The 20,871-nt window shown below is 61.0% G+C and carries 19 protein-coding genes; 9 read left to right on the top strand and 10 right to left on the bottom strand.

Going from position 1 to position 20,871, the window contains the following annotated elements:
• Positions 1 to 14: 14 nt before the first annotated feature.
• The 5 genes from eno to tpiA form a co-directional block, all read right to left on the bottom strand.
• Positions 15 to 1,289 carry a phosphopyruvate hydratase gene (gene eno, locus ABNU55_RS07375; protein WP_290750215.1) on the bottom strand — a complete coding sequence of 425 codons (1,275 nt, stop codon included), beginning with the start codon at positions 1,287 to 1,289 and terminating at the stop codon, positions 15 to 17.
• A gap of 110 nt (positions 1,290 to 1,399) precedes the next feature.
• Positions 1,400 to 1,579, bottom strand: coding sequence for a 50S ribosomal protein L32 (gene rpmF, locus ABNU55_RS07370; protein ID WP_290750211.1), 180 nt, complete (start codon positions 1,577 to 1,579; stop codon positions 1,400 to 1,402).
• A gap of 86 nt (positions 1,580 to 1,665) precedes the next feature.
• Entirely contained in the window at positions 1,666 to 3,300 is a 1,635-nt protein-coding gene (locus ABNU55_RS07365; RefSeq protein ID WP_290750208.1) for a CTP synthase, read from the bottom strand.
• 57 nt (positions 3,301 to 3,357) lie between these two features.
• Entirely contained in the window at positions 3,358 to 3,876 is a 519-nt protein-coding gene (gene secG, locus ABNU55_RS07360; protein WP_290750206.1) for a preprotein translocase subunit SecG, read from the bottom strand.
• A gap of 67 nt (positions 3,877 to 3,943) precedes the next feature.
• Positions 3,944 to 4,699, bottom strand: coding sequence for a triose-phosphate isomerase (tpiA, locus tag ABNU55_RS07355; RefSeq protein ID WP_290750203.1), 756 nt, complete (start codon positions 4,697 to 4,699; stop codon positions 3,944 to 3,946).
• Between the two features lie 87 nt (positions 4,700 to 4,786).
• Between tpiA and ABNU55_RS07350 the strand changes: the two genes are divergently transcribed.
• The 7 genes from ABNU55_RS07350 to lexA all read left to right on the top strand — a co-directional run bounded on the left by ABNU55_RS07350 (position 4,787) and on the right by lexA (position 12,096).
• The gene (locus ABNU55_RS07350; RefSeq protein WP_290758522.1) at positions 4,787 to 6,685 is read left to right on the top strand and encodes a SurA N-terminal domain-containing protein; all 1,899 of its coding nucleotides are present in this window, start codon (positions 4,787 to 4,789) and stop codon (positions 6,683 to 6,685) included.
• Positions 6,682 to 8,112 (top strand): anthranilate synthase component I, encoded by a 1,431-nt coding sequence (trpE, locus tag ABNU55_RS07345; RefSeq protein ID WP_290750197.1) that lies wholly within the window; start codon positions 6,682 to 6,684, stop codon positions 8,110 to 8,112. The genes ABNU55_RS07350 and trpE overlap by 4 nt, the downstream gene beginning before the upstream one ends.
• A complete protein-coding gene (locus ABNU55_RS07340; protein ID WP_290750194.1) occupies positions 8,109 to 8,678 on the top strand; it encodes an aminodeoxychorismate/anthranilate synthase component II in 570 nt (189 codons plus the stop codon). The genes trpE and ABNU55_RS07340 overlap by 4 nt, the downstream gene beginning before the upstream one ends.
• A 9-nt stretch (positions 8,679 to 8,687) precedes the next feature.
• Entirely contained in the window at positions 8,688 to 9,449 is a 762-nt protein-coding gene (locus ABNU55_RS07335; protein WP_290750191.1) for an alpha/beta fold hydrolase, read from the top strand.
• A 71-nt stretch (positions 9,450 to 9,520) separates the two neighbouring features.
• Positions 9,521 to 10,549 carry an anthranilate phosphoribosyltransferase gene (gene trpD / locus ABNU55_RS07330; protein ID WP_290750189.1) on the top strand — a complete coding sequence of 343 codons (1,029 nt, stop codon included), beginning with the start codon at positions 9,521 to 9,523 and terminating at the stop codon, positions 10,547 to 10,549.
• A complete protein-coding gene (gene trpC / locus ABNU55_RS07325) occupies positions 10,549 to 11,349 on the top strand; it encodes an indole-3-glycerol phosphate synthase TrpC (protein ID WP_290750187.1) in 801 nt (266 codons plus the stop codon). The genes trpD and trpC overlap by 1 nt, the downstream gene beginning before the upstream one ends.
• A gap of 63 nt (positions 11,350 to 11,412) precedes the next feature.
• On the top strand, positions 11,413 to 12,096 hold the full coding sequence (gene lexA, locus ABNU55_RS07320; RefSeq protein WP_290750185.1) for a transcriptional repressor LexA: 684 nt from the start codon (positions 11,413 to 11,415) through the stop codon (positions 12,094 to 12,096).
• Positions 12,097 to 12,115: 19 nt separating this feature from the next.
• Here lexA and ABNU55_RS07315 read toward each other — a convergent pair whose 3' ends face one another.
• Entirely contained in the window at positions 12,116 to 14,149 is a 2,034-nt protein-coding gene (locus ABNU55_RS07315) for a ComEC/Rec2 family competence protein (protein WP_290750183.1), read from the bottom strand.
• Positions 14,150 to 14,245: 96 nt separating this feature from the next.
• Here ABNU55_RS07315 and gltX point away from each other — a divergent pair, with 96 nt between their 5' ends.
• Positions 14,246 to 15,730, top strand: a complete 1,485-nt coding sequence (gene gltX, locus ABNU55_RS07310; protein WP_290750180.1) for a glutamate--tRNA ligase — start codon at positions 14,246 to 14,248, stop codon at positions 15,728 to 15,730.
• Between the two features lie 24 nt (positions 15,731 to 15,754).
• Entirely contained in the window at positions 15,755 to 17,062 is a 1,308-nt protein-coding gene (gltA, locus tag ABNU55_RS07305; protein WP_290750177.1) for a citrate synthase, read from the top strand.
• Here the strand turns inward: gltA and ABNU55_RS07300 are convergent.
• From ABNU55_RS07300 to lpxD, 4 genes are read right to left on the bottom strand one after another with little or no spacing between them, the layout of a single operon-like run.
• Positions 17,059 to 18,204, bottom strand: coding sequence for a lipid-A-disaccharide synthase (locus ABNU55_RS07300; RefSeq protein WP_290750174.1), 1,146 nt, complete (start codon positions 18,202 to 18,204; stop codon positions 17,059 to 17,061). The two genes, gltA and ABNU55_RS07300, sit on opposite strands and share 4 nt — an antisense overlap.
• Positions 18,205 to 18,207: 3 nt before the next feature.
• On the bottom strand, positions 18,208 to 19,047 hold the full coding sequence (lpxI, locus tag ABNU55_RS07295) for a UDP-2,3-diacylglucosamine diphosphatase LpxI (protein ID WP_290750171.1): 840 nt from the start codon (positions 19,045 to 19,047) through the stop codon (positions 18,208 to 18,210).
• Positions 19,048 to 19,060: 13 nt separating this feature from the next.
• Entirely contained in the window at positions 19,061 to 19,852 is a 792-nt protein-coding gene (gene lpxA, locus ABNU55_RS07290) for an acyl-ACP--UDP-N-acetylglucosamine O-acyltransferase (protein ID WP_290750168.1), read from the bottom strand.
• A complete protein-coding gene (gene lpxD / locus ABNU55_RS07285; protein ID WP_290750165.1) occupies positions 19,849 to 20,865 on the bottom strand; it encodes a UDP-3-O-(3-hydroxymyristoyl)glucosamine N-acyltransferase in 1,017 nt (338 codons plus the stop codon). Before lpxD ends, lpxA begins: the two co-directional genes overlap by 4 nt.
• Positions 20,866 to 20,871 lie beyond the last annotated feature (6 nt).

Below are 20,871 nucleotides of genomic sequence, written 5' to 3'. Positions count from 1 at the left end.
GTAACCGAACTGCCCTAGGCGTTGATCAGTGTGCGGCCTGCATAAAGCGCGGCGGCACCAAGCTCTTCCTCAATGCGGATCAGCTGATTGTACTTGGCGAGACGGTCCGAACGCGACAGCGACCCCGTCTTGATCTGTCCACAATTTACCGCAACCGCGAGGTCGGCAATCGTGTAATCCTCGGTCTCGCCCGAGCGGTGAGACATCACCGACGTATAGGCATGGCGGTGAGCAAGTTCGACCGCGTCGAGCGTTTCCGACAGCGTGCCGATCTGGTTGACCTTCACCAGGATGGAGTTCGCCGCGCCGCGTTCCAGCCCTTGCGCCAGGCGCTCCGGATTGGTCACGAAGAGATCGTCGCCCACGAGCTGGCACTTATCGCCAACCGTTTCTGTCAGGATGCCCCAGCCTTCCCAGTCATCTTCGGCCATGCCATCTTCGATGGAGATGATTGGATAGCGGTCGACGAGATCCTCAAGATACCGCGACATACCCGCAGCATCGAGCGTCTTGTTCTCGCCGGCGAGCACATACTTGCCGTCCTTGTAGAATTCGGTCGAAGCCGCATCGAGCGCGAGCGCAACTTCATCACCAGGCGTGTAGCCAGCTTTCTCGATCGCCTTCATGATATAGCCGATAGCGGCTTCGGTCGAGGAGATGTCAGGCGCGAAACCGCCCTCGTCGCCAACGGCCGTGTTAAAGCCGTCAGCGTTCAGCAGCTTCTTAAGCGACTGAAAGACTTCCGAACCGACCTGCACGGCATGTGCGATACTGTCGGCGGCCACCGGCATGATCATGAATTCCTGAATATCGATGGGGTTATTGGCGTGCTCCCCGCCATTGATGATGTTCATCATCGGGGTCGGCAGAATACGGGCATTGGAGCCCCCAATATAGCGGTAGAGCGGCAGGCCGCAGCTCTCTGCGGCTGCCTTCGCAACGGCCATGGAGACGCCGAGAATCGCATTGGCGCCGAGGCGCTTCTTGTTGTCGGTCCCATCAAGCTCGATCATCAGGCCATCGATCAGGCGCTGCTCGGTGGCGTCGAGGCCGACAAGCTCATCATTGATCTCACCATTCACAGCATCGACCGCCTGATTGACGCCCTTGCCGCCATAATCCTTGCCCCCGTCGCGTAGCTCATGCGCTTCATAGGCACCGGTTGAGGCGCCTGACGGCACGGCGGCACGGCCCGTAGAGCCATCATCCAGTGTCACATCGACTTCGACGGTGGGGTTGCCACGGCTATCGAGGATCTGGCGGGCGTAGATATCGACGATTTCGCTCATTGGGGCGCACTCTCTTCAAGTCTTCGGTAGATATGACAACGCCCCCGGTCTCCCAGGGGCGTCATGTCGGTTACTTTGTGTCACCTCGCAGCGCAAGACTGCGCGCGATCTTAGTCCTTCGGCTCGAGAACCTGACGGCCGCGATACATACCGGATTTCAGGTCGATATGGTGCGGACGGCGCAGCTCACCGGAGTCTGCGTCTTCGATATAGGCCGGGGCGGACAGACGGTCGTGCGCACGGCGCATGTTGCGCTTGGACGGCGTCGTTTTTCTCTTAGGGACTGCCATGTTCTCGTTCCAATTCTTGGCAGTGCGAAACACTGCATGAAAATCAAACCGCGCGTATATCCGCGCGACTCGCCAAATGCAACCCGTCAGACAAGGCGCGACTGTACTTTCGCAGCTTCGATGAAGCTTGCGAAAAGCGGATGCGGCTCGAAGGGCCGCGACTTGAGTTCCGGGTGAAACTGTACGCCGATGAACCAGGGATGGTTGTCGAGCTCGATGATCTCCGGCAGCAAGCCGTCCGGCGACATGCCAGAAAAGCGCACGCCCTTCTCCTTCATCCGCTCGATATAGTCCCGGTTCACCTCATAGCGGTGACGGTGACGCTCGGAAATCTCTGTCGTGCCATAGATTTCAGCCACCTTGCTGCCGGATTCCAGAATAGCAGGATAGGCCCCGAGGCGCATTGTGCCGCCCTTATCGGTGTTCTCGTCGCGCGTGATCTTCTGGTTGCCCTTGGTCCACTCCTCGATGAGGCCGACGACGGGTTCATCAGTCGGGCCGAACTCAGTGGTCGAGGCATTCTTGATGTCGGCGAGGTGGCGGGCCGCCTCCACGACAGAGAGCTGCATGCCATAGCAGATACCAAAACACGGGATTTTCTTCTCACGCGCGAAACGGGCCGCGCGCATCTTGCCGCGGGCTCCGCGCTCACCGAATCCGCCCGGGAGCAGCACGCCGTGCACGCCGTCCAGGATGTCCAGGGGATGGTGTTCATCGTCAAACTGTTCGGAATCGATCATCCGCACATTGACCCGGACCTTGTTGGCAAGGCCGCCATGGACGAGCGCCTCTGACACCGATTTATAGGCATCCGGCACGTCGGTGTACTTACCGACCAGACCGATACAGACTTCACCGTCCGGATTGTGGATCGTATTGGCGATCCCGTTCCAGCGCGAAAGATCCGGCAAAGGCGCGTCATCGATCCGGAAATGCCACAGCACTTCTGTATCCAGACCTTCGGTGTGATACGCTTCCGGCACGTCATAGATGTGGCCGACATCGCGCGCCTCAATCACGCTCGACGGGCGCACATTACAGAAGCTCGCAATCTTGCCCTTCTCGTTTTCCGGTATAGGGCGATCACAGCGGCAAAGCAGGATCTGCGGCTGGATACCGATCGACCGCAGCTCTTTAACCGAGTGCTGGGTGGGCTTGGTTTTCATCTCGCCCGCAGCCGGGATGTAGGGCAGCAGGGTCAGGTGAATGAAGCAGGTGCGCTCAGGCCCCAGCTCCTGGCCGAGCTGACGGATTGCTTCGAAGAATGGCAGGCCCTCAATGTCGCCCACCGTGCCCCCGATCTCACAGAGAACGAAGTCCACATCCTCACCCGGGTCGGAGAGGATGAAGTCCTTGATGGCGTCAGTGACGTGGGGAATGACCTGGATCGTCGCCCCGAGGAAATCGCCGCGGCGTTCTTTCTCGATGATCGACTGATAGATGCGGCCTGTCGTGATATTGTCGGACTGGCGCGCGGAGACACCGGTAAAGCGCTCATAATGACCGAGATCGAGGTCGGTCTCAGCCCCATCATCGGTAACGAAGACCTCACCATGCTGGCGCGGCGACATCGTACCTGGATCGACATTCAGATAAGGATCAAGCTTGCGAAGCCGGACCTTGTACCCACGGGCCTGCAGCAGCGCGCCCATCGCCGCCGATGCAATGCCTTTTCCCAGCGAGGAAACCACGCCGCCTGTAATGAAAATGTAGCGGATCATGGAAAGTCAGTTTGCCCGATTCGCACGCATGCGCACACGCGTATGTCAGATCATGTGTTATTGTTGGGGCTGGTCTGCCTGCGACGGCTCGCCTGCATCGGAGTCATCCGAATTTTCTTCAGCGCCTTGCGATCCGGCATCCGGCGGGACGTCGGCGGCCAGCGGATCGGTTGTTTCGGTCGGGCCCGCAGCGGGGGCGTCCGATGGCTCCTCCGACGGGATAGTCGCTGTCGCCGGCTCATCGTCCAGCAGCGGCGCATCAAGGTCGTCCACATCGAACCCGCCGGCAGCACCGTCGCCGCCGAATTCTTCGTCAAGCTGGCGCTCGACGCTTGTGCGGTCGTCGCCCAGATGCCGAGTCGTGATCGTGGTCAGGACGAGGCTGGTAATGAAGAAGATCGCCCCGAAGATTATCGTCGTGCGCACAAGCGCTCCAGCCGCACCGCGTCCCGACATCAGGCCACCGCCGCCACCGCCGCCGCCCACACCGAGCGCGCCGCCTTCTGAGCGCTGCATGAGAACGACACCGACCAGCACCAGGCAGGCCAGGATGTGAATGACGAGAATTACGGTCATGGAACGTCCCTAAATATCTCAAGCGCGCCCGATAGGCTTTTCAGGCGTAAAGGCCAAGCCCCGAAGCTCACTTTGCGCTGACACAAGCCGCGTAAATGGCCAGAAAGTCTTCGGCTTTCAAGCTGGCGCCGCCAATCAGCCCCCCATCGACATTCTCCACGGCCAGGAGTTCAGCCGCATTGTCCGGCTTCATCGAGCCGCCATAGAGGATTGGCGTCTGGTCTGCCTGGCCTGGGAACCTTTCACCGAGGATTTCGCGGACCTTGTCATGGACTTCGCCCACCTGTCCGGTTGAGGCGACCTTGCCGGTTCCGATGGCCCAGACCGGTTCATAGGCGACGACAAAAGCCTTGCCGAACGCACTGGCTGGAATGGAGCCGGCGAGTTGCTCGGATACAACTTCAATCGTGCGCCCTGCTTCGCGCTCCTCAAGCGTCTCTCCGATACAGATGATAGGGGTGAGCCCAGCGCGGAAAGCTGCCTCGGTCTTGGCCGCGACGATTTCGCTCGTCTCACCATGATCGGCGCGCCGTTCTGAGTGGCCAATGATGACATAGCTGGCGCCGAGATCGGCGATCATCTCGGCTGACACGTCGCCGGTATGGGCGCCGGAGGCAGCGCTGTGACAATCCTGAGCACCGGTCTTCAGGCGGCTTCCTTTCGCTGTCTCAGTAACCTTGGAAAGGAGTGTCGCAGGCGGGCAGATCAAACAATCGGCCGCGTCGGAATACTGCTCCAGCCCCTTGGCGACCTCTGCAATTGTCTCGCAGGCGCTCGACAGGCCATTCATTTTCCAATTTCCCGCGATCAAGGGTCTGACCATGCCGCTCTCCATGTCTTGCAACTCCCAGCGCGCTCGCCTAGCAAGCAGTTCGGCAGCTTACAAGGCAATTAGCGAGGCCACGCGCACATGCTCACCATGATCCGCAACATGCTCCGCTCCAAACTGGCGGGGCTTCTTTTTCTGCTCATCATCGTGGCGATGGGGGCCTGGGGTGTGACCGACGTCTTTTCGGGCGGCATCGGCGGAAACCTCGCCGCAGCTGGAGACACCGAGCTTACTGAATCGCGCTTTGACCAGGAAGTCGAACGCCAGCTCCGCTCCGCAACGGACGACAGGGGGCGTGCGATCAGCAAGGCGCAGGCGGCCGAACGCGGCTTCATCGACCAGATCTTCCAGCGCGAACTTCTCCAGACCACCCTCTACGCCTATGGCAGCGAACTTGGCGCGGCTGCAACGGACGAGGCCGTCCTTGATACCATTCGCGGCGATTCAGCTTTCCAGACGGAGACCGGAACATTTGATCCTGCCATCTATCGCGGCCTGCTGAGCCAGAACGGATTCTCGCCGTCCAGTTTTGAAGCATTTCTGCGCCGCGATCTGACAATCAATCGCCTCAACCGCGCGGTTTCGGCTGCACTTCAGGTGCCTGGGCCGCTTGCCCAGCTTCAGGCCGCCTATTCCGGCGAAGCGCGCAAAGCACAATGGTTCTTCCTCTCCTATGAAGACCTGCCCGCGCCTGAGCCGGTCACAGATGAGGACCTCACCGCTTTCTACACTGAACGCCAGGCCGCGCTGGAAAACCCGCAGCGCCGGCGCGTCAGCCTGCTGCACCTCACCGTGGACGACTTCCTCAACCAGTCGGAATTCACCGAAGACGAACTGCGTGCCTATTATGAATCGGTGAAAGCGCGTGACTATTCCGCGCCGGATACGCGCACCTGGACGGAGTTCATCTTCGAGAGCGAAGAGGCCGCCCGCAGCCAGCTTGGCCGTATCGCGGGCGGCGCGGACCCGTCGACCATTACCGGACTCGTGAACTCTTCCGAGCGAACCGGTCAGCAGACCTCTCTGTCAAACAGGGCTCTCGCCGACCGCCTCTTCGGTGCGACCGCTTCTCCGGGCGGCATCTTCGGTCCAGTCGAGTCCGGCGCGTACTACACGGTGGCGCGGCTTGAAAGTATCACGCCCGGCGCCGTCGACCCTTTCGAAGATGTGCGGGCCGAAATCGTCGATGTGCTCTCGCGCGAGCAGGCCATCGGGCTTTTCTATGATTCCATCACCCGGCTCGACAATCTGATTGGTACCGGCGCGAGCCTGGAAGAGATCGGCAAGGATATGGGCACGCCTGTTCTCAGTTTTGCCCCCGTAGACCAGTCTGCCACCACCCAGAACGGCCGACGCGTGAGTGCGCTGCTTCAGGACCCTGCAATCATGCAACGCGCCTTCGAATTGACCGAAGGCAGTAAGACTTCCAGATTTGGTCAGGAAGAGAACGCCTTTATTCTGCGCGTTGACGAAGTCATCGAGCCGTTCACGCCCGACCTGGACGATATCCGCGATGAACTTCGCGCCGGGCTTGAGAGCCAGCGCCGCTCCGAAGCTCTCTCGGAGGCCGCGCAGGAGCTCAAACAGCGGATCGAAAGCGGTGACATCACCTTCGAGGCAGCGGCCGCCCAGTATGAGGCACCAGTAAGCGCCCCGGACGCCTTCATCACCCGCAATCCCGGCGAGAACAGTGGTATTCCACCAATGCTGGCGAACGGCATCTTCTCGCTGCGTGAGGAAGGCAATGTCCTGACCGCGCCGCTGCGGACGGGGGATGCCGTTGCGCTCATTCAGCTGACCGGCATCGACCGCTCGGCGCTTTCCGCCGCGCCAGCGACTGGCGTGCAGAGCGAACTCGAAGCTGCGATCGCGACAGATCTTTTCCGCGCCTTTGTGAGCGATATCCAGCGAGAGATCGAGCTCAAGGTCAATCAGGACGCCCTCGCCTCCTACAAAGCCCGGGTTAACCCCGACACATGAGCCGCGACAGGCTTATCGTCAGGCGGCGGATCGGCGATATTGAAACGCCGGTATCGGCCATGCTCAAGCTCGGTCCGGACCAGCCGGGAAGCTTCCTGTTCGAGTCCATCCATGGCGGCGAACGGTTGGGACGCTATTCCTTTATCGGCGTTGATCCTATCGAATGGTTTCGCATAAAGGATGGCAAGCCAGAGCTGTCGAGCACTGCGGATTTCGAGGACGCCACGTCGCTCAAGGCTGATCCCATAGAGGCCCTGCGCCAGTTTGCAGAAATGGCCCGTGCCGAGACCGATGAAGCAGACCTGCCGCCGATGGCATCGGGCGCCTTCGGCTATGTCGGCTATGACATGATCCAGTATGTCGAGCCCGTTGATATTACTGCGCGCGACGATCTGCATGTCGCCGAATGCGTGCTTGTCATTCCCGGCGTGGTGATCGTCTTCGACCACCTCTATCAGGAACTGCTCCTCATTGGCCGGCATGCCGCAGGCGCACGGGAAGACGCAGAGGCACGGCTCGACCGAATTGAGGAAAAGCTTCTCAACGTGGCCCCTTCCTCCCCACGCGATCAGGATGCCGACTCCCTGACCTTCCAGTCAAACACGACCAGAGAGCGCTATTTCGAGATGGTCCGCGAGGCCGTCGATTATGCGCGGGCGGGCGACACATTCCAGATCGTGCCCAGCCAGCGCTTCTCATCCCCTTTCAAACGCCAGTCGATCAGCCTTTACCGTGCACTGCGGCGGCTGAACCCGTCGGCCTTCATGTTTCACATGAATATGGGCGATGTCCGGCTTGTCGGCTCCAGTCCGGAAATCCTTGTGCGCCTGCGTGAGGGCCGTGTTGCGATCCGTCCGATTGCCGGCACGCGCCCGCGCTCAGGTGATCCGGTTGAGGATGCCCGCCGCGCGGCCGACCTGCTCGCCGACGAGAAAGAGTGCGCTGAACACCTCATGCTGCTCGACCTTGGCCGCAATGATGTCGGCCGCGTTGCCGCCTATGGCAGTGTGGAAGTCAGCGAACAGTTCATCGTCGAGCGCTACAGCCACGTGATGCACATTGTCAGCCATGTCGAAGGCGACCTTCGCGAGGGGCTGGACGCGGTGGATGCCCTGCTCGCGGGCCTGCCCGCCGGCACGGTTTCGGGCGCGCCAAAGATCCGCGCCATGCAGATCATCGATCAGCTCGAAACCTCGCGTCGGGGTATATATGGCGGCGCGGTGGGCTATTTTGGCTGGAATGGCGACATGGACACCTGTATCGCGCTGCGCACAGCAATCCTGAAAGATGGACAGATACATGTCCAGGCTGGTGGAGGCGTCGTCCTCGACAGCGACCCGCAATACGAATTTGAGGAAACTATGCACAAGGCCGGCGCCCTGCAGCGCGCCGCCGACCTCGCGGCCATCTATGAGTTCGACCAATGATCCTCGTCATCGACAATTATGACAGCTTCACCTGGAATCTGGTCCACTATGTCGAGGAGGCTGGCGCCCGCACTCGGGTCGTGCGCAATGATGAGCTTTCTGTAGAAGACGCGCTCGCCCTCAAGCCGGACGGTGTGATCCTGTCGCCGGGCCCCTGTACGCCACGGGAGGCGGGCATCTGTGTTGATTTTATCAGACAGGCCCCGGACGATCTGCCCATACTCGGCGTCTGTCTCGGTCACCAGTCCATCGGCGACGCCTACGGCGAACCGGTCGTTCAGGCAGGCGCGATCCTGCATGGAAAGATATCGATGATCCGCACGACCCAGACAGGCCTCTTCAAAGGCTTGCCTGAGACCTATGAGGTCGTGCGCTATCATTCGCTCGCCATCCCCAAGGACCGTCTGCCTGAAACACTCATTGCCGATGCCTGGACCGATGATGGAGAGATCATGGCCGTGCATCATAGGGACAAGCCGGTCTACGGCGTCCAGTTCCACCCAGAATCGATCCGCACCGAATACGGCCACGCGCTTATCGAGAATTTCGTGGCGCTCACCCGATAGGAGGCCGGCATGGACAAGCTGACCGAAGAGGCCAAAGCGCTTCTCGAGGATTTAAAGCCCCGCTCGCCGAGCGCAGCCCCCGGTCAGAATCTCCTCCCGCCCCACACACGCAGCGACGTCACCGGCGAAACCTTCCAAACGCCGGTCTGGAAGGCCGGAGACGGCGCGCCGACCGTTTTTGTACATGGCTGGGATGACACCCATCGCATCTGGCGCCGCTTTGCCATGGACTTTATCCAGAAAGGCCGCCCTGCCCTCCTCATGGATCTCCCGGCCCACGGCGCCTCAACCCTTGAAACCTGCAACTGGCAGATCGCCGGCCAGTCGATCAGCGATGTTTGCGCGGTGCATCAGCCAATCGATGCCATCATCACCCACTCTTTCGGGTCACTCGCCGCAGCTGAAGCCATCTCGTCTGGAACCACCTGCGACTATCTGGTCATGATCGCTCCGCCGCTGGAGCCCTGGACCGAACGTCAGAGACGCAAGGGTGTCCCCGATGCCGTCATCGCTCGCGCAGAGGAACTTTTAGCAGACCAAGGCGGCCGCAGCCCTTCGCCACCCGATCTTCAGGCCGCCCTGCGTAACTTTGAAGGGCGAATTCTCATTATAGGCTCCCGGGCCGATGAGAGCTGCCCCGTGGCGCCCATGGAAACGCTCGCGGCTGGGCTCGACCGGGCCGAAATGCTTGTGGTCGATGATCTCGACCACCGGGAGCTTGCGCTCGACGCTGGCATTCTCGCCCAGATCAATACGTTTCTGGGGTACTAAGCGGCCCGGATGCTTGATCCGGTCCCGGATCACCTCTATCGCGCTCAGCGGAAAAATGTGAAAGCGCACACATGAACACGCAGTCTCTCAACGAAGCCATAAAGGCGCTCGCCCGGTCGGAAGAACTCTCCGTGCCCGTCCTCGAAGCCGCTTTCGATACGCTCCTCTCCGGCGAGGCAGCGCCGGAACAGATCGGCGCTTTTCTCATGGGTCTTGCTGTGCGCGGGGAGACCTCGAACGAGCTCTATGCCGGGGCCAAGGCCATGCGCCAGCATGCCCGGACAGTGAAAGTCGACGGCCCGCTTCTCGATACGTGCGGGACTGGCGGCCTGCCCTGGAAGTCCCTCAATACATCAACCGCCAGCGCACTGGTCATCGCGGCCGCGGGCGGGCGCGTTGCCAAACATGGCAACCGGTCGGTTCCGCCAAAGACCGGCTCTGCCGACGTGCTGGAAGCGCTGGGTGTGGAACTGGATATAACCGCAGAAACGTTCCGGGCCTGTCTCGACGAAGCGCGGGTTGGTTTTCTCTATGCCCGCAGTCATCATTCAGCCATGCGCCATGTCGCGCCGGTCAGGGCCAGCCTCGGCATCCGGACCATCTTCAACCTGCTAGGGCCACTCTCCAATCCGGCGAATGCGACGCACCAGATCCTCGGCGTCTATGATTCGCGCTGGCTCGACCCGATGGCCGAAACGCTTCTCAAGCTTGGCATCAAGAAGGCCTGGGTTGTCCATGGCACAGATGGCATCGACGAGATTTCGATCTCCGGACCGACTGAAATCCGCGAAGTGTCAGACGGAAAGATCAACGCCTTCCAGATCACGCCAGAAGATGCCGGACTGGGCACCAGCCCGCTTGGCGCGCTCGAAGGCGGCGCACCTGAGGACAATGCCGGCGCCATCCGCGACCTTCTCGAAGGGCGTCCCGGCCCCTTCCGGGATGTGGTGCTGCTTAATGCGTCAGCGGGCCTCAACCTCCTCGGACTTGCCGGAGACCTCAAGACGGGGGTGCAGACAGCCGGCGAAGCCATCGATAGCGGCCGCGCCCTCCACACCCTCTCCCGCCTTGCCGAGATCAGTTCCGGAGGACATGCCTGATGACGACCGCGCTTGACCGTATCATCGCCTACAAGCGCGACGAGGTTGCCGCCCTGAAGGGTGAAACATCGATGGGCGCGCTCCTGGCAGACTGCAAGACGGCGCCTGTGCCACGCGGTTTTGCGGCCCGCCTCACGGATATTGCAGAGGCAGGGCAAGCCGCCCTTATCTGCGAGCTCAAACGAAAGTCGCCTTCTGCTGGCGATATTCTTCCCGGGGCCGACCCCATAGCGATTGCCCAGGAATACGAAGCGGCCGGCGCCGCCTGTCTCTCCATTCTCACCGATTATCCAAGTTTCGGCGGCTCGCTGGAAGACCTTCGCGCCATTCGCAATGAGGTCCGCCTGCCGCTGCTTCGCAAGGAATTCATGATCGACCCCATTCAGGTCGCCGAGGCCCGCGCCGGCGGTGCTGACGCCATTCTGGTCATCCTTTCGGCAGTCGATGATACGCTCGCAGGCGAACTGCTCGCAGCCAGCGCCGAACTTGGGATGGATGCGATTGTTGAGGTGCACGACGAAGCTGAGCTTGATCGTGCCAATGCCTTGCCGGGCACACTGGTGGGCATCAATAATCGTGATCTGAAACGCATGGTAACCGACCTTTCCACAACGGAGCGCCTTGCGCCCAGGCTCGATGAAAGCAAGACCCTGATCTCGGAGAGCGGGATTTCGGAGCCGGCGCATATTCAGCGACTGGCAGGCAGCGGCGCCCGGCGTTTTCTCATCGGCGAGAGCCTGATGAAGGCCTCTGACCGTAAACGGGCGTGTGAAAATCTGCGAAAGGCTCTTGACGATTGACCTGAAACGGGAACGCATGTAGAACAAGTGTGAACGTACAGGGTTTTGATCGGAGGCCGAACCGTGCTGACCAGTAAACAGAAAGAGCTGCTGCTCTTCATCAATGAGCGCATCAATCGCGACGGCGTTTCGCCTTCCTTCGATGAAATGAAGGAAGCGCTGAACCTTGCTTCAAAGTCAGGTATTCACCGTCTTATCACCGCCCTTGAAGAGCGCGGCTTCATCAAGCGGCTCGCCAATCGCGCACGCGCGCTGGAGGTACTGAAGCTTCCTGAATCTGCGGCTCCCGCTGCACCTCCGCGTGGCCGCCAGGTTTTCCGGCCGAGCGTGGTTGGAAAGGAAATGCCCGCGCCAGCAATGTCCGGTCAGACCATACCGGTACTGGGCCGTATCGCGGCCGGTGTGCCGATTGAGGCGATCCAGCATGAGACCAACCGGATCCGCCCGCCTGCCGACCTTCCTGAGGGCGATGAGCATTTCGCGCTCGAAGTGAAAGGCGATTCGATGATTGATGCCGGCATTCATGACGGCGACCTCGTCATCCTCAAACGAACGGAAGACGCTCATAGCGGGGACATCGTCGTGGCACTCATAGACGAAGAAGAGGCCACGCTGAAACGCCTTCGCAAGAAGGGTGCGTCGATTGCGCTGGAAGCCGCTAATCCAGCCTATGAGACCCGCATCTTCGGGCCGGACAGGGTGCGCATACAGGGACGCCTGGTCGCCCTCGTACGTCGGTACGATTAGGTTTTTCAATCGCTTAGCGCTATTCCTGCAAGCAGGGCTGCCATTTGCGCTGACCGCACTTGGGCGTGCTTCTCCTGTACGGGCCTATGAACGGCTTCACCAGGCTTATGCCACCGGCCGCCACGTTGTCGCTCCATGAGATGAGGCCTGCGCCTTGCGCGCAGGGCGGAGCTGTCACGCCCGTGTAAAGGATGACAGACGCTCGCCCGGGACAACCTGCCTCTCCGTCCATATCGGAGATGGCAACGCGCCCGATTGCCGTCTCAAAGATACAGTCTTTGCCCTTGCAAACATCGCTGGCACTGAGGTCTGCCAGGGTAAGGGGTGAGAGACCGTCGCCATCGGCCACGTCCAGCTTTTGCCAGCCTTGTGCATTTGTCCGAATGAGCACCTCGCCGGAAGGCGACCAGTGCAGGATCGTTCTCGGCGCGCTGAACCAGGCAAGAGCGGCGAGGCTTGTCGTAATGGCCAGGGCGGAGACCCGCCGGCGCAGGCCAGTTACGAGACAGACCGCCACCAGACCGACACTCATCACGACCAGGACGAGCGCTGGCATGGGGTCACTTATAGTAAGGCCGCTGCCGGGGCGTGCCGAAACCCAGTGGGCGATGTTCAGCACCTGCTCCAGCGACCAGCCAAAAAGGCGCAGGAAGGGCTCGTCCAGTCCGATGGGGGCCGTCGCCATGGCAAGGCCCGCCATTGGCGCGCTGATAAATGTGATGATCGGCATGGCCATCAGGTTTGCCCAGATTCCGCCGGGGGCCACCCTGTCGAAATGGTAAAGCGCGAACGGGGCCGTCGCGGCCGCCCCGATGATCGAGGTGACGACCAGTGACTGGAGCGAGAAAACATAGCGATTTCGCTTTCCCGCTTGCCTGGTCTCGTCATGCTCACGCCAGACCAGATAGGTCGCGATAAGTGCGCCCGTTGCCGCGAATGACATCTGGAAACCGGGGGTCATGACGCTGTGTGGCTGGATAAGGATGACAGCGATCATCGCTACAGCAAAGGACCGGAAGCTGAGCGGCGAGCGGTCGAGCAGAATCGCACCGAAAAACACCGCGGCCATGATGAAGGCGCGTTGTGTGGATATGCTCGCACCAGAGAGCAGAAGATAGGCACCCGACATGATGAGGGCGATGGCAGCCGCAGGCTTCTGGACCGGAATGCGAAGCGCCAGCCATTCCCACAAGGCCAGCAGCCGTCGGGTGCTGACATAGACCAGCCCGCCGACAATACCGAGATGGAGCCCGGATATAGCCAGAAGATGCGCCAGTCCGGATCGGCGTAACGCCTCCATATCCTCTTGCGACATGAAACTGCGGTCGCCCGAAGCGAGAGCCGCCGCAAACCCGCCCGCGCGCTCTCCTGCAGCGTCTTTCACATGAACGGCAAGCGCACGCCGGGTCACGGCCAGCAGGGTCTTGGCATGATCCCAGAGCCCGGCACGGGTGCCGAGCGGGCCGCCCCTGCACCGGCCCTGCACGTAACCTACAGCATCGAGCCCTTCAAAGAAGGCCTGCCGGTTGAATGCATAATCACCCGGCATGCTCGGCTGCGGCGGTGGGCGCAGGACTGACCAGCACCTCACGAACCGTCCCGGCGCGACGTTGAGCGACAGCGAATGCGTGAGGCGGATATGAGCCGGCATATCCGTACTAGCCACGCCGCTAATGGCATGGACATCTATTCGAAGCCTGACGCCTTTCGTGCCCGGCTCAATGGCTGTGACCCACCCTTCCACCATGGCAGGCCCGATGACCGACTGGACCGGAGGGGCTGCTCTTATTTGGGTGTGAAGTTTGGAGATCGTGGCGCCGCAGACAGCGCCCACCAACAGCATCGCGGCAAGACGGATGACAAAGCTGCCAGTTCGCTGAAGCGCTAGAATGCCACCCCCCAGAATGCAGGCTCCAGCGGCAACGCCGCCTCCCCATCCCGGTTCGACCGGAGAGGCAAAATACACCATTGCGCCAAGGCACAAGCCAAGGGCAAAATATAGAGGCCCATTGAGGACAAGGTGCAGAACGCCGCCGGCGCCGCCTTCCGACATAATGAAATCAGCGCGGCTCTTGCCTGATCCTCCGTCAGGGTGTTCATGGCGCCCAGACCACAGATCAGAAGCAGAACCGGACGCCTTGTCAGACTTATGACGACGATTACGCGATTTGCCCCCTCCCCGACTGGCATGCTCCACATTGGTGGCGCTCGCACAGCCCTTTTCAACTACTTGTATGCCCGCCGCAACCAGGGAAAATTCCTGCTGCGGATCGAGGATACCGACAAGGCGCGTTCCACCCAGGAAGCCGTCGATGCGATTCTCGATGGCATGAGCTGGCTCGGCCTTGATGCCGACGAACCGCCGGTCTTCCAGAGCCAGCAGGCGCCCCGCCATGTTGAATGCGCCGAAGAGATGGTGTCGCGCGGCCAGGCCTTCCGCTGCTATGCCACCACCGAAGAACTTCAAGCCCGCCGTGAGGAAGGCGAAGCTGCCCGGGCCGCCGCAAAGCAGGACGGTGTGAGCGAGAGTGAGAAGCAGGCCCTGCTGCGCAAGGCAGAGGAGCTCCTGGCGCCTTTCCGCTCCCCCTGGCGCGACGGCGGAGAGCCACCGGCCCAGGATTCGGCCTATACAATCCGCCTGCGTGCGCCCGATGAGGGACATATTATTGTCCAGGACGGTGTTCAGGGAGAGGTAAAGGTCGCTGCCCGCGAGATTGACGACCTCATCCTCCTGCGCGCTGATGGATCGCCGACCTATATGCTGGCTGTGGTTGTCGACGACCATGATATGGGTGTCACCCATGTTATTCGCGGCGACGACCATTTACGCAACACGTTCCGCCAGGTCCCTATCTATAAGGCCATGGGCTGGAATGTGCCGCATTTCTCCCACGTCCCGATGATCCATGGCGATGACGGTGCCAAACTCTCCAAGCGCCATGGCGCACTCAGCACGACCGCCTATCGCGATATGGGCTATCTGCCCGAGGCTCTGAACTCCTATCTTCTGCGTCTCGGCTGGAGCCATGGCGATGAGGAAATCTTTACGCTGGACGATGCTTCGAAAATCTTCTCCATCGAAGCCATCAACCGCTCGCCGGCCCGGCTCGACCTTGCCAAGCTCAACGATGTGAATGCCCACTTCATCCGGGCCTGCGACAATGTCCGGCTGATGGCCCTGCTCGAACCCTGGCTTGAAGAGGCGGCCGGTGGGAAGCTGGACCAGATCACGCGCACAAGAGTAGCTGCGGCCCTCCCCGCGATGAAGGACCGGGGCTCGACCCTGCCTGAACTCGCCGAAGCTTTCCGGTTTCTCTGGACCGCAAATACCGACAATCTGAACAAAAAAGCCCGCAAAGCTCTGTCGGGTGAGAGCCTGAATCGGCTCGCGGATTTACGAGAAGCCATTGCCAAGGTTGAGGAATGGAGCGATACCGCACTGCAACAGGCGTTGCAGTCTTACTGCGCTGAAAACGAACTGTCCTTTGGTCAGGTTGGCCCGCCAATTCGCGCGGCCCTGACCGGAGGGCTTCCAGCTCCGGACCTTGCGCCGGTAATGGAATGGCTCGGCCGAGACGAAACCCTGTCACGCATTGATTTTCACCTCGCTCGCACTGACATGCAGAGTGAATAGACCGACACGTATGAGAGAGCTGACATGATCAACAACACCAAACCTGCCGGGACGGCCAAAATCGAAATCGACGGCAAGGCACACGAGCTGCCTATCCTGAGCGGCACCCTGGGGCCAAATGTCGTCGACGTGAAGAAGCTTTACGGCGAGGCTGGTGTTTTCACACTCGACCCCGGTTTTACCTCTACAGCCAGCTGCGAGTCGCAGATCACCTTCATCGATGGCGAAGAAGGCGTGCTTCTGCACCGCGGCTACCCTATCGACCAGCTCGCTGAACAGTCAGGTTATCTCGAGGTCTGCTACCTCCTGCTCAACGGCGAACTGCCCACTGGCAGCCAGTTCAAGACCTTCGCGCGTGAGATCAATCAGCACACACTGCTCCACACACAGATGGACCGGTTCTTTGACGGCTTCCGCCGTGACAGCCATCCCATGGCCATGCTGACGGGCACGGTCGGTGCGATGTCCGCCTTCTACCCAAGCTCGATGGACAGCGCCGATCCTGAAGAGCGCCGCCTGGCTTCCATCCGCCTCATCGCGAAAATGCCGACGCTCGCCGCCCGCGTCTATAAATACTCGATCGGCCAGCCTTTCGTGAATCCGCGCAACGATCTCTCCTATGCGGAGAACTTCCTGCGTATGTGCTTCTCGGTGCCGGCAGAGGACTACAAGATCACGCCGACACTCGCCAAGGCGATGGACCGTTTCTTCATTCTCCACGCCGACCACGAACAGAACGCCTCGACCTCGACCGTCCGGCTTGCCGGTTCTTCCGGCGCGCATCCTTACGCGGCTGTGGCCGCAGGCGTTGCCTGCCTCTGGGGCCCGTCGCACGGCGGCGCCAATGAGGCCTGCCTCAACATGCTCCACCAGATTGGTTCTGTGGACCGTATCCCGGAATTCATCGCCCGCGCGAAGGACCGTGACGACCCGTTCCGCCTCATGGGCTTCGGCCACCGCGTCTACAAGAACTACGACCCGCGCGCGAAAGTCATGCAGCAAACCGCGCATGAAGTCCTCGACGAACTGGGGGTTCGCGATACGCCGGTTCTCAAAGTCGCAATGGAACTTGAAAAGATCGCGCTTGAGGACGAGTATTTCGTCGAGAAGAAACTTTATCCGAACGTCGACTTCTATTCCGGCATCATCCTCGACGCCATGGGCTTCCCGACGGAGATGTTCACCGTTCTCTTCGCCCTTGCCCGGACCGTCGGCTGGGTGTCGCAGCTCAATGAAATGATCGACGACCCGACCCAGCGTATCGGTCGTCCGCGCCAGATCTACACCGGCGCACCCAAGCGTGACTTCAAACCGGTTTCGGAACGCGACTAGTCGGTTGAAAGAAGGATATCTGCTGCAATTTCGGCAGATTTAAGATTGCCCTCGCCCATCCTGGCGAGGGCTTTTTTCTGTGCCTCGATCTGTGCGGCTCTCGCTTCCTCATCCCCCAGCATACGCAGCGCTTCTTCCGCCATGCTTTGCGGCCTGAATTTGGTCTGGACAAATTCAGGCACAATCTCCGTGTCATCGGCCGCGATGTTGAGAAGAGTGATGTGCGTCGGCTTGAACAGGAAAAAGCGCGCCAGCGCCCAGGTCACCCATCCTGTCTCATAGCCGACCAGAAAAGGCGTCTCCTGAAAGGCGAGTTCGCTTGTCACCGTCCCTGAACAGGCAAGCGCATAGGTCGCCGCCGCCATGATGTCCGCGCGTTTGGCCGACACCGGCGCCAGCTGCGCCCAGCTCTCAATCTCTCCAGACTTTTCAATGAAGTACTGACGTATGTTCGACGCCGGCTGAACCACGATCCTTACGTCTGGGCGCGCGGCATGGATCGCTTCGGCGGCCTTGAGCAAGACCGGCGCGACATTGTCGACCTCACTGCGCCGGCTCCCCGGCAGGACAAGCAGGATAGGCGCGTCAGAAATACCGAGCGCCTCCCGTCCCGCTGCACCCTTGCCCCGTTCGCCGCGGGACAGGGCCGGGTTGCCCATCACGGTTACCGGCAGGCCAAAGGGCTCATAGAAGGGAGCTTCCATGCCGTGGATGCAAACGAGATGGTCAACTGTCTCAGCGAGCGTCTTTGCCCGACCGGGCCGGGTGGCCCAGACCTGCGGGCCGACAATCTTGACCAGCCGGATTTCAGGCGCACGTGCGCGTACACGTTGGGCGACGCGCAGCGTGAATCCCCAAGAATCGACCAGCGCCACGGTGTGCGGCGAGGCCTCAATAATGGCATCGGCTGCCGCGTCGGCCAGCTCGATAACCTGGCGGTAGATCTTAACCCCCTCAAGGAGGCCCACCACGGACAGGGGCGTGATGTCGATGGGGGAGACGAGCCCTCGCTCAGCCAGATGGTCGCCGCCAATCGCATGAAGCTCGATTTCCGGCGCGCGCTTCCGGATCTCATCGACAATTTCGGCGGCGAGAAGGTCGCCAGACGGCTCCGCCGCGACCAGAAAGATGCCTGAGGCCATGGTTCAGCTCCAGTTCTTCGGGAAGCCGAAGAGGAAAACGCCTTTCTCCTCGCACAGGGCACCGATCTTGTCGCGGTTCAACAGAAGTGCACCTTCTGCCTCAAGGCCAATCCCGCACAGCCCCGCCTGCGCGGCGCCTTCAATCGTCGCCGGTCCGATGGTCGGCAGATCGATGCGCCTTTCCTGAATGGGTTTGGGGCGTTTCACGAGGACGCCTTTACGGTCGCCGGCGCCGCCGCGAATCTCTTCATCGAGGCTCGCCACACGCTCAAGCATGCGGTCAGTGCCTTCCTGCGCCTCCACCGCCAACACCAGCCCATCGCAGACCACACAGCCCTGCCCTATATCCAGCCGCCCCATTTCGGCGGCGATGCGCGCAGCCTTGCGAAGGTCCGTCATCTCACTCTCATCCGGTGCCCGGCCGAACACGACGCCCTCTTCAATTGTGAGCTCACTGGCGGCCGTCTCGGCTGCAATCACCTCAAACCCCTCCGCCTCAAGCTCTGCGATCACGACGCGGAGCAGCGCATCATCCCCGTTACGGGCAGCCCTCAAAACGCGGGGCAACAGCTTCGCCCCGCGAAGGTCCAGCTTGATATCGGTGAAATTCGGCCGCTTGACGATCCCGGCCATGACGACCTGCTCGCAACCCAGCTTCCGCAGTCGTTTGACGAGGTGACCGATCTGTCCGAGCCCGATGGTCTCGTGATCGAAGGCTTCGAGCTGCTTTTCCTCAAACCCGGAAAGACGGAAGACATGTACCGCCTGACCACGCGCCGTGGCCGCCGACGCAATACTGACAGGCAGGTCGCCCAGACCGGCTATGATGGCCAGTTTTTTCATGACATGTCCCGTCCTAGTCGGGCAGGCAGAGCGACCGGCTCTTGCTGGCGCGGATGAAATCGATGATCTCCATCAACTCCTTGCAGTCGCCATACGTTTCTTCTGCGTCCTTCACCCGTTCGCTGAACGTCCCTTCCTTTGCAAACAGCATCCGATAGGCCGCGCGAAGGTCGTGGATGGATTGCCGGCTGAAACCGCGGCGCTTCATGCCGACAATATTGAGCCCGGCAAGATGGGCGTGGTTTCCTATGACGGAGCCATAGGGAATGACATCAGCAACAACGATGGCGCCGCCACCCACAAAAGCATGCTGACCGATCCTGCAGAACTGGTGCACAGCCGCAAGTCCGCCCATCCAGACCTGGTCGGCGATGACGATATGGCCGCCCAGCGCCACATTGTTCGCGAATACACACTTGTCGCCGACATGGCAGTCATGGGCGATGTGGACGCCGACCATGAGCAGGCAGTGACTGCCCACACTCGTCAGCCCGCCATGCGCGGGCGATCCACCATGAACCGTCACATGCTCACGGATAACTGTTCCCTCGCCAATCGTCAGACGGGAGGTGCCATCATCCTTGAAGTTCAGGATCTGCGGCGCCGTGCCAATGACGGCGCCAGGAAAGATCTCCACATCGGCGCCGATATCCGTCTGGCCCGTGACGGTCGCTCTCTGGTGGATGTGGCAATTGTCGCCCAGCTTCACCTTGCCGCCGATATAGGCAAAGGCACCAATGCTGACACCTTCTCCAAGCTCGGCGCCGTCTTCGACGATTGCGGTGGGGTGGATTTCAATGCTCACGTCTTGCGTCTTTCTCTTGAGGTCTGCTTCTGCAGCCAGGCGATCTCGCGCATCCATTCCCTTACAGGCCGCGCCGGAACACCGCCCCACGTCTCACCGGACGGGATCTCACGAAAGACGCCTGCAGAGGCCGCAATCTGGGCATTGTCGCCAATGACGACATGATCGGCGATGCCAACCCGCCCGCCCAGATGAACCCCGTCGCCTATGGTCACAGAGCCGGAAATCCCCGCAAAGGAGGCCATGAGGACATTGCGTCCGGCGACCACATTATGGGCGATCTGGCAGAGATTATCGATCTTTGTATTCTCGCCAAGGATCGTGTCGTCGAACGCACCGCGATCCACGCAGGAATTGGCGCCGATCGTGACCCCGTCCTGCAGGATCACGCGTCCATATTGCGGCGCATCCTCTGCCCCGCCCGGCCCCGGCATCACACCGAAGCCGGCTTCGCCGATCCGCGCACCCGAATAGATTTTGACGCTATTCCCGATCAGGGCGGACTGGATGCTGGTATTCGCGCCAATGACGCAATCGCGCCCGATCTGGACGCCAGGCCCAATTACCGCATTCGGCGCAACGATTGTCCGTTCCCCGATGGCGGCCCCTGCCCCGATATGGGCGGTCGGCGCAATCCGGGCCGTCGCGTGAATACTGGTGGGCGTGTGGGGACGGCTTTCGTCACCCCAGTCCCGAAAGCGGATAAGTCTTCGCGCGGCAAGCGCATGGGCGAGGCGCGGAAACGGACAGACCAGCGCCGCCACCCCCTCGGGGAGACGATCTGCAAAGTCGGCACGAATAAAGCAGGCGCCGGCATTGGAGCTGACAGCCCCCTCTTCCGGCGGCTTTTTCGCGTCATAATAGCAGATCTCGTCGGATCCCGCGTTTGCCGCGGACCCGACGCTCTTGATCAGCCGGCCTGTATCTCCGCGGCAGTCGGCGCCTGTCTCCCGGGCAAGTTCGCCCAGCGAGACGGGCCCCAGGGCCTCAAAGAACCGAGGATCGACCGCCATGGGAGT

Source organism: uncultured Henriciella sp., from assembly GCF_964005855.1.
Classification (GTDB): Bacteria; Pseudomonadota; Alphaproteobacteria; order Caulobacterales; family Hyphomonadaceae; genus Henriciella.
The sequence above is the reverse complement of the archived record's forward strand: the minus strand, read 5'-3'. Positions and strand labels throughout refer to the sequence as shown.